At 63.0% G+C, this 15,776-nt stretch carries 14 protein-coding genes and 1 pseudogene; 8 read left to right on the plus strand and 7 right to left on the minus strand.

Annotated elements, in window-relative coordinates:
- Positions 1-19: 19 nt before the first annotated feature.
- Positions 20-1,294: a kynureninase gene (kynU, locus tag BEN48_RS02275; protein WP_070732535.1), complete on the plus strand. Its 1,275-nt coding sequence runs from the start codon at positions 20-22 to the stop codon at positions 1,292-1,294.
- A 93-nt stretch (positions 1,295-1,387) separates the two neighbouring features.
- Entirely contained in the window at positions 1,388-2,068 is a 681-nt protein-coding gene (locus tag BEN48_RS02280; RefSeq protein ID WP_070732537.1) for a hypothetical protein, read from the plus strand.
- A 159-nt stretch (positions 2,069-2,227) separates the two neighbouring features.
- Here the strand turns inward: BEN48_RS02280 and BEN48_RS02285 are convergent, their stop codons facing one another.
- Positions 2,228-3,862, minus strand: a complete 1,635-nt coding sequence (locus tag BEN48_RS02285) for a glycosyltransferase family 39 protein (protein WP_070732539.1) — start codon at positions 3,860-3,862, stop codon at positions 2,228-2,230.
- A gap of 174 nt (positions 3,863-4,036) precedes the next feature.
- Here BEN48_RS02285 and BEN48_RS02290 point away from each other — a divergent pair, with 174 nt between their 5' ends.
- Positions 4,037-4,630 (plus strand): alpha-ketoglutarate-dependent dioxygenase AlkB family protein, encoded by a 594-nt coding sequence (locus BEN48_RS02290; RefSeq protein ID WP_070732541.1) that lies wholly within the window; start codon positions 4,037-4,039, stop codon positions 4,628-4,630.
- Positions 4,631-4,699: 69 nt separating this feature from the next.
- Here BEN48_RS02290 and BEN48_RS02295 read toward each other — a convergent pair whose 3' ends face one another.
- Positions 4,700-4,957 (minus strand): hypothetical protein, encoded by a 258-nt coding sequence (locus BEN48_RS02295; protein WP_125932439.1) that lies wholly within the window; start codon positions 4,955-4,957, stop codon positions 4,700-4,702.
- A 235-nt stretch (positions 4,958-5,192) separates the two neighbouring features.
- On the opposite strand from BEN48_RS02295, the gene BEN48_RS02300 reads away from it, so the two are divergent.
- Positions 5,193-6,572 (plus strand): FAD-dependent oxidoreductase, encoded by a 1,380-nt coding sequence (locus tag BEN48_RS02300; protein ID WP_070732545.1) that lies wholly within the window; start codon positions 5,193-5,195, stop codon positions 6,570-6,572.
- A gap of 204 nt (positions 6,573-6,776) precedes the next feature.
- Positions 6,777-7,484 (plus strand): LytR/AlgR family response regulator transcription factor, encoded by a 708-nt coding sequence (locus BEN48_RS02305; protein ID WP_083320680.1) that lies wholly within the window; start codon positions 6,777-6,779, stop codon positions 7,482-7,484.
- 321 nt (positions 7,485-7,805) lie between these two features.
- Here BEN48_RS02305 and BEN48_RS02310 read toward each other — a convergent pair whose 3' ends face one another.
- A complete protein-coding gene (locus tag BEN48_RS02310; RefSeq protein WP_070732547.1) occupies positions 7,806-8,453 on the minus strand; it encodes a 3'-5' exonuclease family protein in 648 nt (215 codons plus the stop codon).
- Positions 8,454-8,595: 142 nt separating this feature from the next.
- On the opposite strand from BEN48_RS02310, the gene polA reads away from it, so the two are divergent.
- The gene (gene polA / locus BEN48_RS02315) at positions 8,596-11,481 is read left to right on the plus strand and encodes a DNA polymerase I (RefSeq protein ID WP_070732549.1); all 2,886 of its coding nucleotides are present in this window, start codon (positions 8,596-8,598) and stop codon (positions 11,479-11,481) included.
- Positions 11,482-11,692: 211 nt separating this feature from the next.
- On the opposite strand, the gene BEN48_RS19900 is transcribed toward polA, so the two are convergent.
- The gene (locus tag BEN48_RS19900) at positions 11,693-11,824 is read right to left on the minus strand and encodes a hypothetical protein (RefSeq protein WP_262489457.1); all 132 of its coding nucleotides are present in this window, start codon (positions 11,822-11,824) and stop codon (positions 11,693-11,695) included.
- A gap of 149 nt (positions 11,825-11,973) precedes the next feature.
- On the opposite strand from BEN48_RS19900, the gene BEN48_RS02320 reads away from it, so the two are divergent.
- Complete coding sequence (locus tag BEN48_RS02320) at positions 11,974-14,589, plus strand: S41 family peptidase (RefSeq protein WP_070732551.1); 2,616 nt, start codon at positions 11,974-11,976, stop codon at positions 14,587-14,589.
- A gap of 187 nt (positions 14,590-14,776) precedes the next feature.
- On the opposite strand, the gene BEN48_RS02325 is transcribed toward BEN48_RS02320, so the two are convergent.
- From BEN48_RS02325 to BEN48_RS18905, 3 genes are read right to left on the minus strand one after another with little or no spacing between them, the layout of a single operon-like run.
- Positions 14,777-15,061, minus strand: coding sequence for a hypothetical protein (locus BEN48_RS02325; RefSeq protein ID WP_070732553.1), 285 nt, complete (start codon positions 15,059-15,061; stop codon positions 14,777-14,779).
- Positions 15,062-15,073: 12 nt separating this feature from the next.
- Positions 15,074-15,457, minus strand: coding sequence for a hypothetical protein (locus BEN48_RS02330; RefSeq protein WP_070732555.1), 384 nt, complete (start codon positions 15,455-15,457; stop codon positions 15,074-15,076).
- Positions 15,458-15,616, minus strand: a complete 159-nt coding sequence (locus BEN48_RS18905) for a transposase (protein WP_141764574.1) — start codon at positions 15,614-15,616, stop codon at positions 15,458-15,460.
- Between the two features lie 36 nt (positions 15,617-15,652).
- Here BEN48_RS18905 and BEN48_RS19530 point away from each other — a divergent pair.
- Positions 15,653-15,776: pseudogene (locus BEN48_RS19530) on the plus strand (IS5/IS1182 family transposase); the annotation flags it as partial.

Raw genomic sequence — 15,776 nt, forward strand, 5'->3', positions numbered from 1 at the left:
ACGCCGATATTTGTATCCTATGATTGATGTTTCTGCTTCCCCCACTGCCGCCGAGCTTGACGCAGCCGACCCGCTGGCCGCTTTTCGCCAGGAGTTTCACTTCCCTCCGGGCCCCGACGGCCGCCCGAGCGTTTACCTGTGTGGCAACTCCCTGGGCCTGCTGCCCAAGGCCGCCCGCGCCGCTGTTGAGCAGGAGTTTGTGGCTTGGGAGCAGCGGGGCGTGGAAGGTCACTTTCACGGCGAATCGCCCTGGATGCACTACCACGAAACCCTGACCGACGCCACGGCCCGGCTAGTGGGCGCTCGCCCGCTGGAGGTGGTGGTGATGAACAGCCTGACCGTGAACCTGCACCTGCTGCTGGTGTCGTTTTACCGCCCTACGGCCACGCGCTATAGGATTTTGATGGAAGGCGGGGCTTTCCCCTCCGACCAATACGCCATTGAGAGCCAGGCCCACCTGCACGGCCTCGACCCGGCCGATGTGATTGTGGAGCTAATGCCGCGCTCCGGTGAGCACACCCTGCGCACGGCCGACATCGAAGCCAAAATTCAGGAGCTGGGGGACTCACTGGCCACCGTCCTCATCGGGGGCGTGAACTACTACACCGGCCAGGCCTACGACATGGCCGCTATTACGCGGGCGGGCCACGCCGTGGGCGCCTACGTGGGCTTCGACCTGGCCCACGCGGCCGGCAACCTGGAGCTGCAGCTGCACGACTGGGACGTGGACTTTGCCTGCTGGTGCACCTACAAGTACCTCAATTCCGGTCCCGGCGGCACGTCGGGTGTGTTCATTCACGAGCGGTTTGCCCAGCGGCCCGATTTGTTGCGCCTGGCCGGCTGGTGGGGCCACGACCCCGCCGTGCGCTTCCAGATGAAAAAAGGCTTCCGGCCCATGCCCGGAGCGGCGGGCTGGCAGCTCTCCTGCAGCCAGGTTTTTCCCCTGGCCCTGCACCGCGCCAGCCTCGCCATTGTGGAGCGGGCCGGGGGCATGCCCGTACTGCGCCGCAAGAGCGAGCAGCTCACGGCCTACCTCGAACACCTGATTCGGGCCGTGGGGCTGCCCAGCTCCCAGCTCGAAATAATCACTCCTTCTGACCCCGCCCAGCGCGGCGCGCAGCTGTCGCTGCTGGTGCACCAGCGGGGCCGCGAACTGTTCGACTTCCTGGCCCAGGAAGGCATCATCGGCGATTGGCGCGAGCCCAACGTCATTCGCCTGGCCCCCGTACCGCTTTATAATTCGTTTGAGGACGTGCGGCGCGTGGGCGATGCGCTGACTCGTTTCTTTAAGTAAGAGCGGGCCCGCAGGGAATGAAGCGCTCGGCATTCCCAGTGTACCAGCCCCCGTCCTGTTCCTCTTTGCCCATTCTACACCCCTCGTTTTTCCATGGAAGATTACGCCGCTAAGATGCTGCTCAAGACCGACGCGGCCCTGCGCGAGTACGTGACCGGCCATGCCCAATACCGGGAGGCCGCCGTGCTGGCCGCCCTCGACGAGCTGCGCCGCCGCGGCCAGCCCGCGCCCGAAGAAGCCACCCTGCGCCCCGGCCTGGAAGTAGCCGCTACCACTCAGCGCCAAGTGGAAGAAGCTGCCGAAGCCGAGCAGCAGCAAGCAGCCCTCGCCGCCGACCCCGAAGCCGCCGCCGCCGCTGGCCCCGCGCTGTATTCGCCGGCCGCCATTGTGCTGTTCTCCATGTTTTCGGTGGTGATTGGGGGCGTGCTGATGTCGCTGAACCTCTACCGGGTGGGCCGCAAGCAAGCCATTTGGGGGCTGATAATTTTCAGCGTTGCTTACGCTTACCTGGGCTCGCTGGCCGTGGCATGGGCCACCACCATTGGACTAAGCCCAATTTGGGGAGTACTGATATTCAACTTATCGGCGGCACTGGCCTATGTGCTGTGGTTCTGGCCGCGCTACCTGGGCACCACTGCCTTCCGCAGCCGCAGCGTACTGATACCGGTACTGATATGCATGGCCGTGTTATGGGGCGTTCAAAAGCTCACCCCCTACCTGATGGATAACAAGGCAGTGCGCGAGCAGATGAAGGACATCATGCCGAAGCAATAGACACAGACGTATTCAGAAGAAAGAAAAGAACGTCATGCTGAGCGGAGTCGAAGCATCTCTACCTAGTAAGTAATCCTAATGACTGGATTCACTATTGCGGTAGAAATGCTTCGGCTCCGCTCAGCATGACGTTCCTTTTTTTTCCTAAAACACTTCTGCTTACCAGCGGTAGAGCACTGATAACGCCTTGATACCGTACGGCCTCACCGTGTACACCTCCTTGCCCAGGCTGTCGGGGTAGGGCTCGGGATGGGTGCGGTAGGCCCCGAGGAAGTACTGTTCTTTGCCGGGGCCGCCCACCCGAAACCGCGCCCGGTCTTCGGGCTTCATAATGGCGAGGTTGTTTTCGATGAGGCCGCCGTTCTGGGCCGTCACGTTGAGTACGGGGGCGTCGTCGTGCTGCAGAATCCACTCCAGACCCTGCCGGTAGCTCAGGCCCCAGTAGTCGCGCTCAAACAGCTGCTCGGCCTGCGAGGGCGCCAGAAATGAGAAATACACCTGCTGCTGCGGGTGCGCCTGCACCATGCGGGCCACGGTGTAGGCCATTTCGCCGCCCGCCCCCAGCGCGAGGCCCAGCGCCACCGGGCGCCCCCAGCGGTGCTGCCGGCTGGCCCGCCACAGTGCCACCGCCCCGCGCCCGGCCAGCAGCAGCATGGCCGGATACACAAAGTACAGGTGCCGCCAGCCGTCGTAAATCACCGATTCCAGGACAATAATCATGATAATCGGCAGGCTGAACCAGCCCAGAAAAAGGACGTCCAGGCGGCCCTCGAAGGTGCGCAGGTACGCTAGGTTGCGGCGTACCAGGGCATACAGCATTCCAAGTACGCCCAACACAAACCCCACCGTGTAGGCCACCGGCGTGGTGACGATAATCCAGACCGGGGCGTAGTGCCAGGGCAGCTCCAGGGTGCCCACGCGCCGCCCCAGGTACACGACTTCCCCAATCCAGCGGAATTTCTTCATGTTGTCGAAGGCGGTGAGGAAATTCTCTACCGGGGCCTCCCACAGGTACGGCCAGCCCGCCACGATGCCCAGCACGGCCACCACCAGAAAAACCGGCACGGCCAAGGCCAGCCGCCCGCGCTCCCGCGGGGCAGGGCTACCAAAAACGGCTTCCAGCAGGAGCATGCCCAGCGTCATGGCCACAAGCAGCACGCCGAGAATGCGGACGTCTACCGCAGCGGCGGTGGCCAGCCCGTGCACGGCCGCGCGGCCCAACGACGGCCGTTGCAGCAGCCGCACCAGCGTGTAGGCGCCCAGCGTGAAGAACGCGAGAAACACAATGTCTTTGCCGTTGTAAAATGCCTCGGCGAAAAACCGGGGCGACAGCACCAGCAAGGCGCTCACTATTAATCCCCAACGCCAGCTGCTAAATCGGATTCGGCCCAGATTATACAGCGCCCAGACACCCAGCGTGAACACCAGAAACACCGCAAAATGGCGCAGCAGGAAGTACGTGCGCGAATCTTCCAGCTGCAGGCTCTGGTCGAGCAACGCCAGGGGCATCTCAAAAAACACGCCGTGGTCGTTTTCGAGGTAGCCGTGTATGTCCGGCGTATCGCCAAACAGGCCGTGCTCGCTCACCAAGTCAGGCGCCACGAGACTGGCCACGTACTTGGCGCTCACCATGCCGTTCAGGCGGTCCACCGGCTCGTCCCAGGACACGCCGTAGTCCTGGTAGAGGCCCAGTCCCAGCAGTAGCAGCACCACAAAATAGGCGCGGACGTAGAAGCCCCGCGGATTGGCCGAAACGTAGCCACGCAGGAAATCCCGCAGACGTGATAGAAGCATAGAGGAAAGCGGTACTACGGGTGGGCCCACTGGCCCGGTAGCGCCCCAAAAGTACTTCTCGCAGGACCTTATTGGCGAAGCCGGCCAACGGCAGGGCCGTTTGCGTTGTTACCGCATTCTCTCGTTAACAGCCCGGCGCTGCGCCAAAACACCCATCCCGCTACCTTGCTTCCCATGCCACTACTATCCATTCCCCTCCCGCAGGCCGACTTGCTTTTTGACCCCGATTTTCTACCGGCGGCGGAGGCCAATGCCCTGCTTGCCCACTTTATAGCCGACGTCGCGTGGGAGCAGCGCGCCATCCGCATGTTTGGGCGGGAGCTGCCGCAGCCGCGCCTCACCGCCTGGCACGGCGACCCCGCCGCGCGCTATACCTATTCGGGCCTCACCTGGGAGCCCCGCCCCTGGACGCCGCCGTTGCGCGACCTGTGCCAGCGTCTGGAAGCCAGTACCGGGGCCCGTTTCAACAGCGTGCTCCTGAACTACTACCGCGACGGCCGCGACAGCATGGGCTGGCACGCCGATGACGAGCCCGAGCTTGGTACGGCCCCAATTATTGCCTCGCTGAGCCTGGGCGCTACCCGCCGCTTCCGCCTGCGGCCCATCGGCTCCCGGGCCGGGCTGGCGCCTATCGGCCTCGACCTACCCAACGGCAGCCTGCTGCTGATGCGCGGCCTCACGCAGCAACACTGGCAGCACGCCCTGCCCAAAACGGCCCGCCCGGCCGGTCCGCGCCTCAACCTCACGTTTCGCTGGGTAGCGGGGTAGCGAGGGGCCTACTGGCTGGGTAATTAGTAGCAGCCGTTGTTTTCATCCATTTTGCCTCGCTTTTGTCAATTAGTAGCGGATGTCGGGATGGCCCGCTAGCTGCGGGTCCCACTCTTCGCTCACCAGAAACTGGCCAACGCGCAGCGTTGTCAGCACAGGGTTGAGGACCACGGCTTTGGCCATCATGCGCCGCCATGCTGCAGCACCTGGGGCGCAGGAAATATCAGTGCTCTTGGGCAGCACCAGCAACTTGGCCTGGCGGCTGGCAGTGCGCCACCGCCACCGCATGTACCCCATGCGCTTGTACCGAAATCGGAAGTGTGTCATAACAGTGGGCCGTTAACAAGGGGAGCAGATTCGTGCCAACACATCAAAGACAGTGACTGGATTGCATTATATTAATAATTTACGATTAACTGGGCAGTATACTCGACAAACACGACCGTAACCGCGCCGAGCCAGATTGAAACCACCTTCTCGCTGCGCTAACGGCCTTTTGCCCGTTCTTAAAGTACAACCACCACTTGCGTAGTAGCTTCGCCGCCACACCTTCCTTCCGCTTATGCCCACTGCTACTCCTTCCCATGCACCTGCCGAAACCCTCACCGTACTAGGAGCCGGCCTGGTGGGCACGCTGCTCTCGCTGTACCTCGCCCGGCGGGGCCATGCCGTGCAGTTGTTTGAGCGCCGGCCCGACCCGCGCCTGGAAGGGTCTCAGGAGGGCCGGTCCATCAACCTGGCGCTGTCGGACCGGGGCTGGCGGGCCCTGGAAGGCGTGGGCGTGGCCGACGACATCCGGCAGGTGGGCATCCCGATGACGGGCCGTATGATGCACGACACGCAGGGCACCCTCACCCGGCAGCCCTACGGCGAGGCCGGCCAGGCCATTTACTCCGTCAACCGCGGCCACCTCAACCGGTGCCTGCTCGACCTGGCCGAAGCCCAGCCCCGGGTGCGCCTCCGCTTTGGCCAGCAGTGCCTGCGCACCGACCTCAGAAAGCAGGAGCTGCACCTGCTCGACACCGAAACCCAGCAGACGCGCACGGAGCCCTACACCCGCTTGTTCGGCACCGATGGAGCGTTTTCGGCCGTGCGCGGGGCCCTGCAGAAAACCGACCGCTTCGACTACTCGCAGGACTTCCTGGAGTATGGCTACAAGGAGCTTACCATTGCGGCCGGGCCGGGGGGCGCGTGGCAAATGGAGAAAAACGCCCTGCACATCTGGCCGCGCGGGCAGTACTTGATGATTGCGCTGCCCAACCTCGACGGCTCGTTCAACTGCACCTTGTTTTTTCCCTACGAGGGCGCCGAAAGCTTTGCCGCGCTGCAAACCCCAGCCGACGTCGCCGCTTTTTTTGAGCGGGTATTTCCCGATGCCGTGCCGCTGATGCCCACGCTCACGCAGGAATTTTTTGAGCACCCCACGGGGTCCATGGTCACCATCAAGTGCTTCCCGTGGAAGTACGACGACGACGTGCTGCTGATTGGCGACGCCTCCCACGCCATTCTGCCCTTCTACGGACAGGGCATGAACTCGGGGTTTGAAGACTGCAGCGTGCTCAACCAGCTGCTCGAAGAGCACGGCGATGACGACTGGGCCACCGTTTTTACAGAATTCCAGACCCAGCGCAAGCCCAACGCCGACGCCATGGCCGACCTGGCCCTGTACAACTTCACCGAGATGCGCGACCGGGTGGGCGACCCGCGCTTTTTGCTGCAGAAGAAAATTGAGTCCAGAATCGCCGGCCAGTTTCCGGGGCGTTGGACGCCGCTTTACTCGCAGGTCACGTTTTCGCACACGCCCTACGCCGAGGCCTGGGCCGCCGGCCAAACCCAAGATGCCATCATGGCCCGCCTCATGCCCCACATTCACACCGAGGCCGACTTTGACCAGCCCGCCGTGCAGGAACTGGTGCAGCAGGAAATGGCCAACAAGCGCTAAGGAAATAATTCAAAGGAGTAAACAGCGCTTGTTAAGCCGTTAGAAAGCAACCATTGCTGTTTCTGCTCTACTTTCCAGGCCATCGGCTGCCACCGTTTGCGTGGTGAATGGTTACTTTAGAGCGCTAAGCGACTAACCGCTGCCGTAAGAAGCTTAACTCGTTCTGTGCGTACTTGCCCCCTGCCTCCCCTCCTTCCCCCCGCTATGTTGACCTGCGCCATCATCGACGACGACGAGATTAACCGTCTCACGCTCGAGCACTACGTTGAGCTCACGCCCAACCTCAAACTGGAAGCCTCGCTGGCCGATGGCATTGCCGGCCTGACGTTTTTCCGCGAAGGAAACCGCGTGGACGTGTTGTTTCTCGACATTGAGATGCCCCACCTCAGCGGCCTCGAGCTGCTGCGCGTGCTCACCGACCCGCCCGAAGTCATCATTACCACTTCCCGCCAGGATTCGGCCGTGGACGCCTTTGAGCTGCGCGTGACCGATTACCTGGTTAAGCCGTTCGATTTTGCCCGCTTCACCCAGGCGGTGCAGCGGGTGCAGTCGCGGGTGGTGCCCGCCGCCCCAGCTCCCCCCGAAGCCCCTGCCAACACCGACCTTTTTGTGAAGGTGAACAGCCGCATGGTGCGCATCGATTTCGATGAGGTGCTGTACGTGGAAGCCCTGTCTGACTATGTCAACATCGTGACGGCCAAGCACAAATACATTGTGTACACCACGCTCAAGGCCTTGGAAAACCGCCTGAGCACCTTCCCCAACTTCATTCGGGTGCACCGCAGCTACTTGCTCAACACCCAGCACATCGAGTCCATTGAGGACAACACGGCCAACCTGCGCGGCGGCCACTTCGTGCCCATCGGCAAGTCGTACCAGGACGGGTTCTACAAGAGCCTGCAGCGCATCTAGAAGCTAGCTAGACGGGCAAAATCAGTACGTCATGCTCATCTGGCGTCCGCGCAGTCGAAGCATCTCGCGTGTGGTAGTAATTCATTCTAAGTACTGGCGCAGCAGTAACCGTATTCGATTCGGGCCTGCTGGTCTGACCGCCCCAGGCGGTCTGACCGGTTGAAGCACCAGCAATTTCGGTCTGACGACGACCAGTCAGACCGCCTGGGGCGGTCAGACCGGAGCATACGCTTACCGCTGCATTCGTACTTACTATTGTGGTAGAGGTGCTTCGACTGCGCGGACGCCAGATGAGCATGACTGTTTTTTTGTGATAAGCACTTAGCCTTCCTCGGGCGCGGCGGTGGTCACCTGCTGGTAAACCGGCAGCTCGTAGAACGGGCGCAGTAGGCGCACTACGTCCAAGGCATCGGCCAGGGCTTCGTGGGCTACGTCGCGGTCGGGGAACCGGGCGCGGGCCTTGCAGATGCTCATGCTGGGCAGGCGCGAGTCTTTGCGCCAGTTGAGGTAGAACGCGGCGGGGTCGAGCATGGCCGGGTCGGCGCGCACGAGGTGACCCCAACCAGGCAACTCTTTGAGAAAGCCCAGGTCGTAGGACGCCACGTTTTTGCCGGCCATGGTCACGGAAATGTGGCCTTTGGCAGTGGGCCGAAACCCGTGCGCCAGCAGGAATTCATAGAACTGGGGCAGCAGCTCATCGGGGGTGCACAGCTCAGGGTTGGGGGCTTTGCTGGCCAGCTCCACCAGCAGGCGGGCGTTGAGGGCCAGTGCGCCGGCCGTGCCCACGTACTCGGGGTGGCGCACCACGCGCCGGAACGCGGGCAGCTGGGCCAGCGGCAGCGGGCGGCGGCTGTCTTCGATAACGGCGGCCAGCTCCAGCACCTGGTGGCGCTGCGGGTGGGGGCCGGAGGTTTCAAGGTCGAGGGAAACGTAGCGCATGAAGTCGGGAACCTGCCTGGGAATAGGCATAGGAAAGCAACGCTCTGTGCGAAGCCGTTGCTACCGTCAACGGCTGCTGCAGCTGTCAGTTAGGGCAGGTGGCAAAAATAACTCGATGTATTCGGCTGCAGCGGGTTAATTGTCGTACCATTTGCCACCGTACTTTCGCCCAATGACCGACACAGCCGCCGCCGCTCCCAAGAAGAAGCTCTTCCTGCTCGACGCTTTTGCCCTCATCTACCGCTCGCACTTCGCATTCAGCAAAAACCCGCGCATCAACTCCAAGGGCATGAACACCGGCGCCGTGCTGGGTTTCACCAACACGCTGGTGGAGGTGCTGCAAAAGGAGAAGCCCACGCACATCGGCGTGTGCTTTGACAGCGCCAAGAAGACGTTCCGGCACGAGCAGTACGCTGAGTATAAGGCTCAGCGCCAGGCCATGCCCGAGGACATCGGCATCGCCCTCCCATACATCAAGAAAATTATTGAGGGCTTCCACATCCCCATTTTGAAAATGGACGGCTACGAGGCCGACGACGTGATTGGGACGTTGGCCCAAAAGGCCGAAAAGGAAGGTTTCGAGGTGTTTATGATGACGCCCGACAAGGACTACTGCCAGCTGGTGACGGAAAATATCAAAATCTACCGGCCCGCCTTTATGGGCAACGCGGCCGAGATTCTGGACGTGGCCCACGTGCTGGCCCGCTTCGAGATTGAGCGGGTGGAGCAGGTGATTGACATTCTGGGTTTGCAGGGCGATGCCAGCGACAATATTCCCGGCATTCCCGGCATCGGCGAGAAAACGGCCAAAACACTGATTCAGAAATACGGCTCGGTCGAAAACCTGATTGCCAACACCGACCAGCTCAAAGGCAAGCAGCAGGAAAATGTGCGCAACTTTGCCGAGCAGGGCCTGATGAGCAAGGAGCTGGCCACCATTCATGTGAACGTGCCGCTGGACTTTGAGGCCGACAAGCTGGTGCTGGACGCGCCCGACGAAGCCACCCTGCGCGAGCTGTTTGAGGAGCTGGAGTTCCGGCAGCTGGCGGCCCGCGTGCTGAGCGGCGGCGGCCCCCAGCGCACCCCGGCCGGCGTGGCCGCCCCCGGTAGCAAACCCACGCGCCGCCCCAAGCTGGTGGCCGGCGACCAGGCCACCCTCTTCGGAGACGCGGCCGTAGCCAGCGGTGCTGAAGAAGGCGAAACCGGCCACTACGGCGCGCCCAGCGGCCCGCGCAAGCGCCTGGAAGACGTGCCCTACCAGTACCACATGATGGACACGCCGGAGCTACGCAAGTCACTCTTGTCCTTTCTGTTGCAGCAAACCGAAGTGAGCTTCGACACCGAAACCACGGGGCTGGATATTATGACGGCGCGGCTGGTGGGCCTCAGCTTTTGCTGGCTGCCGGGCGAGGCCTACTACGTGCCCGTGCCCACCGAGGACCCGGCCGCCGTGCAGGGCATCGTGGAGGAGTTCTGCCCGTTTTTCGAGGCCGCGCACATCCTCAAAATCGGCCAGAACATCAAGTACGACCTCACCATTCTGCGGCACTACGGCGTGGAGGTGAGCGGGCAGCTCTTCGACACGATGCTGGCTCACTACCTCATCGAGCCCGACATGCGCCACAACATGGACGTGCTGGCCGAAACCTACCTGCACTACTCGCCGGTGTCCATCACCGAGCTCATCGGCCCCAAGGGCAAGAAGCAGAAAACCATGGCCGACATTCCGCCGGCCGAGGTGAAGGACTACGCCTGCGAAGACGCCGACGTGACCCTGCAGCTCAAGCACGTGTTTGAGCCCATGCTGCGCGACCTGGGCCTGTTGGGCCTGCTGAACGACGTGGAAAACCCGCTGGTGCCCGTGCTCAGCAGCATCGAGTACGAGGGCGTGCGGATTGATTCCGAGGCCATGACCGAGTACTCGGCCGAGCTGCAGGGCTACATCACGGAGCTGGAAACCCAGATTTTCCGCGAGGCCGGCCAGGAGTTCAACATCGGTTCGCCGAAGCAGTTGGGCGAGGTGCTGTTTGATAAGATGGACATCGGCAAGGGCAAAATCAAGAAAACCAAAACCGGCCAGTACGCCACCGGCGAGGAAATCCTGAGCCAGCTCGCCACCGACAACCCCATTGCCGCCCTCATTCTGGAATACCGCCAGCTCACCAAGCTGCGCAGTACCTACGTGGAGGCCCTGCCCCAGCTGGTGAACGAGGCCGATGGCCGCGTGCACACCAGCTTCAACCAGGCCGTGACGGCCACCGGCCGCCTGAGCAGCACCAACCCCAACCTGCAGAACATCCCCATTCGCACGGAAAAGGGCCGGGAAATCCGCAAAGCCTTCGTGCCGCGCGACGACCAGCACGTGCTGCTGGCCGCCGACTACTCCCAGGTGGAGCTGCGCATCATGGCGGACTTCTCGGGCGACGCCACCATGATTGAGGCCTTCCGCCTGGGCCAGGACATTCACAACAGCACCGCCAGCAAGGTCTTCAAAGTGCCCCTCGACCAGGTGGACTCGGAAATGCGCCGCAAGGCCAAAACCGTCAATTTTGGCATTATCTACGGCATTTCGGCCTTCGGCCTCGCCCAGCGCATCGGCATCAGCCGCAAGGAAGCCACGGAAATTATCGAGACCTATTTCCAGGAATTCCCCTCGGTGAAGCAGTTCATGGACGAGAGCATCAACCGGGCCCGCGAGCTGGAATACGCCGAAACGCTGCTCAAGCGCCGCCGCTACCTACGCGACATCAACTCGCGCAACGCCACGCTGCGCGGCTACACCGAGCGCAACGCCATCAACGCCCCCATCCAGGGCACGGCCGCCGACATTATCAAGATGGCCATGATTAACATCTACCACTGGCTGCGCGAGGAAAAGCTGCAAACCCGCATGATTCTGCAAGTGCACGACGAACTGGTCTTCGACGCCGTGCAGGAGGAAGTAGCCTACATCACCCCCAAAATCAAGGAGCTGATGACCACCGCCCTACTGCTGCCCCGCGGCGTGCCGCTGGAAGTGGAAGTGGGCACCGGCCGCAACTGGTTGCAGGCGCACTAGCTGGTTGTACTTTATTGGACCGTCATGCTGAGCGCAGTCGAAGCATCTCTACCGCGTAAGTAATAAGGTTCACTACTGCGGTAGAGATGCTTCGACTGCGCTCAGCATGACGGCCTTTTAACTACGGTTACTTTTGCTTCTCTACTCAAAAAACACAAAAGAGCCCGGCACGTCAGACGCGCCGGGCTCTTTTTCGTGGGTTAGCCGCCTACTACTTCTTCTGCGTCACCTTAGTCTTGCCCGAAACCTTGTCTTTTACTTCGGTTTCGTTCTTTTTCTCGTCGCGCTTGGTAGCGGGGTCGGTGTGCTTGGGGGTATTGGGGGTGTTGGTGGAATTAGACATGGCTGGAAATGTGGTTGGTGAAAAGATGCCGTGTTCTACGTTTGATTTGGAGGAACGGCCAACCTGGCACCGCTTAACGTCCAACTGATTTAGCGAAAGGTGCCACAGTGCAGCGGTCCGTTGGGCGTCAGCCTGTAACTTGGCGCCTCATGAAACAGCTTGTCTTTCTGGCCGCTGCGGCCCTGCTCACCAGCCCTCACGCCTACGCCCAGGCGCCCCCCGAAACCCTGCTGCTGCGCGAGCCGGCCCTGAGCCGCGACCGGCTGGCCTTCAGCTACGCCGGCGACATCTGGATTGCGAGCCGCGATGGCTCCAACCCGCAGCGCCTCACGGTGGGGCCGGGCGTGGAAACCAGCCCCCATTTCTCGCCCGACGGCCAGTTCATCGCCTTCACCGGCGACTACGACCGCAACGCCGACGTGTACGTGGTGCCCGTGAGCGGCGGGCAGCCGCGCCGCCTCACCTGGCACCCCTCGGCCGAAACCGTGCGCGACTGGACGCCCGACGGCACGCGCATTGCCTACGTCTCCGATGCCGGGGGCGAGTACCAGCTGCGCGTGCAGGACCAGCGCGGCACCACGCCCGCCGAAACCTACTCGCTGGGGCCGGCCTCGTTCTACTTCTACCCAATGTGGTCGCCCGATGGCAAGAAAATAGCCTACACCGACAAAAAGCTGAACCTGTGGTACCTGGACCTGGCCTCGAAAAAGACCACCCGGGTTGCAGCCGACACCTACGGCCCGCTGCGCGGCGAGCCGGCGCTGGACCCGGCGTGGTCGCCCGACGGGCAGTGGCTGGCATATTCGCAGCAGATGCCCAACCACTTGCGCACCGTATTTGTGCACCACCTGCCCAGCGGGCGCCGCGCCGCCGTGAGCGACGGCCGCAGCAACGCCACCGCGCCCGCCTTCAGCCGCGACGGCAAGTACCTGTTCTTCGCCGCCAGCACCGACGTGGGCCTGCGCACCACCTGGCTTGACATGACGTCGTATGACCGCCAGAGCAAGAGCACGCTCTACGTGGCCGTACTCAACCGAAAGGACGCCTCCCCTTTTGCCCCGCAGAGCGACGAGGAAAAAGACGCCGCCACCCGGCCCGACTCCGTGGTAGTGGGCAAGCCGGTGGGCAACCGCGCCGCGCCCAAAGTGGCCATTCGGGACCTCAAAGGCAAGAAGCCGGCGGGCGTGAAGGTGGTGATTGACACCGTTGGGCTGGGCCAGCGCATCCTGGTAGTGCCCGGCTCGGCGGTGGGCGAGCTGAGCGCGGTGCAGGCCGCTGATGGCAACAAGCTGTTTTACCTCGAAGCCGTGCCTGCTGCCGCGCCGGCCGGCCCCGCCGATGTGGCGGCCCAGCCCACCCAGCGCCTGCACCGCTTCGATATGAAGGAGCGCAAAGACGAGGTATTCATGGCCGAGCTGAACGGCTACGCGCTGAGCGCCGACGGCAAAAAGGTGCTGTACATGGCCCCTAACAACGCCCATGGCATCGTGGAAGCCGCCGGCAAGCCCACTGCCACCGATGGCAAGCTCAGTCTCACGGGCCTGGACGCCTACATCGACCCGCGCCACGAGTGGGCCCAGATGTTTGACGAGGTGTGGCGCCTGCAGCGCGACTACTTCTACGACGCCAACATGCACGGCCTGGACTGGGCCGCCACCAAGAAAAAGTACGCGTCCTTCCTGCCCCACGTGGCACACCGCGCCGACCTCAACTACCTGTTTGGCGAGATGATGGGCGAGATGGTGGTGGGCCACAACTACGTGAGCGGCGGCGACATGCCCGCCCTCACGGCCGGCCCCGTGGGCCTGCTCGGGGCCGACTACGAGGTGGCCAACGACCACTACCGCTTCCGGCGGGTGTTCAACGGCGAGAGCTTTAACCCCGGCCTGCGCGCGCCGCTCACCGGCCCCGGCGTGGGCGTGGCGGCCGGCGACTACCTGCTGGCCGTGAACAACCGCCCGCTGCGCGCTACCGACAACGTGTACAGCTTCTTTGAGAACACCGTGGGCAAGCAAATCACCCTGCTGGTAAACGACAAGCCCACCACCAAAGGCGCCCGCGAGGTGACGGTGGTGCCCGTGGCCAGCGAAGCCACCCTGCGCCGCATCGCCTGGGTAGAAGACAACCGCCGCAAAGTGGACGCCCTCACCGGCGGCCGCGTGGCCTACGTGTACCTGCCCAACACCGGCGCCGAGGGCTACGAGTTTTTTAACCGCTACTACTTCAGCCAGTTGGACAAAGAGGCCATTATCATCGACGAGCGGTTCAACGGCGGCGGCTTCGTGGCCGACTACATCATCGACCTGCTCAACCGGCCGCTGCTCAGCTACTGGGCCCCGCGCGAGGGCAAGGCTTTTACCTCGCCGGGCGCGTCCATTTACGGGCCCAAGGTGATGCTGGTGAACGAGTACGCCGGCTCGGGTGGCGATGCGCTGCCGGCCTTTTTCCGGCGGCGCGGGCTGGGCACCGTGGTGGGCAAGCGCACCTGGGGCGGCCTGGTGGGCATTTCGGGCTACCCGCCCCTGCTGGACGGCGGTAGCGTGACCTCGCCCAGCTTCGCCATCTACAGCCCCGACGGCAAGTGGGAAATCGAAAACGAAGGCGTAGCGCCCGACATCGAAGTAGACATCCTGCCCAACGCCACCCAGAACGGCGCCGACCCCCAACTGGCCAAAGCCGTGGAAGTCATCATGGCCGACCTGAAAAAGCAGTCCTTCAAGCCCCTGCCCATCCCCGTGCAGCGCCCGCTCCGCGGCCGGGAGTAGCGGGGCCAGACGCTGTGCTGCCCCCTCTCTGTCATGCTGAGCGCAGCGAAGCATCTTCTCACGTTTGTCGTAGTGGTTCTGCGGTGAGAGGATGCTTCGCTGCGCTCAGCATGACGTTCGTGCTTTTTTACGACGCTTGCTTTCGCATGACTACTTACCGAGCTGCTGTTAGCTCTACTTTGGCAGGTTAAGGCGCGTGTGCTCTGGGCAGCTTTTGGGCGTTGGCTTTCGCTCGTTGATGAACGGCGGCGAGCAAGGCATCGTCCTGATGCAGAAAATTTTGCAGTTTCTGGGCCAGTACGAGTTTGAGGCTGGCGAAGGAGAGGTTGGGAATGGTTTCGCGTTCGTGCACTTGCGTATCGAGCAGCAGGTGCAAGGCCATCATGGTCAAGGCGACGTGGTGCTGCCAGGCGGGCCAGGAGCGGGTCTGGTTCTGGTGCAGGCCGAGTTGATGCTTGGCTTCCTGAAACACGCGCTCAATCCATTAGCGCTGCATCTGCCGGTAAAGCGCCTGCGCCACGCCCAACGCCGGGGCCTGGGGCGGCGTGTAGCAGAGGCTGTACTTGACCTGTGTGCTGTATACTTCCCGGGAAATAAGCAGGTGCAGGACCTGCGCCGGCACGCCGAGTTCCCAGCGCCAGACGGGCAGCAGCACGGCCTGGCGCACCAGAGGACCTTTTTGGCCCGGCCGGTAGGGCACGATTTGCCAGTCGCGGGCCGGCACCTGGGCCGCCAGTTCGGGCAGGGCCTGCGCCGTGCCCAGGGGCGTGACCCGGCGCGGCGGCCGGCCGCGTCCCGACCACACAGGTGGCACGGCCGGCGTGGGGTCGGCCCGGTACAGATGCAGCCCCGTCCCGAGGTTGAGCACTTAGGCCTGCGCCCATTGCTGCAACGCCTGACGCAGGGCCGGCGAGTTGCCGTAAGCCGCGTCGCCGCCCACCCAATCGGCCCGAACCAGGCCCTGGCCCAGCAGGTGCTCGACCAGCGCCGCGGCCAACGCGGGCTTGCTGCGGTAGGCCCGCGCCACTAGAGCCTGTTATGCACTGATTCGTAAATTAGGGGTATGACCGCGACGCGAAGCTACCCAAGTGATGTGAAGGATGACGAATGGGCGTTTGTAGCCCCTTATTTGGCCCTGCTGCGGGAGGACGCGCCCCAGCGGCGGCACCCGTTGCGGGCCCTGTTTA

It is taken from the genome of Hymenobacter glacialis, assembly GCF_001816165.1.
Taxonomy (GTDB): Bacteria; Bacteroidota; Bacteroidia; order Cytophagales; family Hymenobacteraceae; genus Hymenobacter; species Hymenobacter glacialis.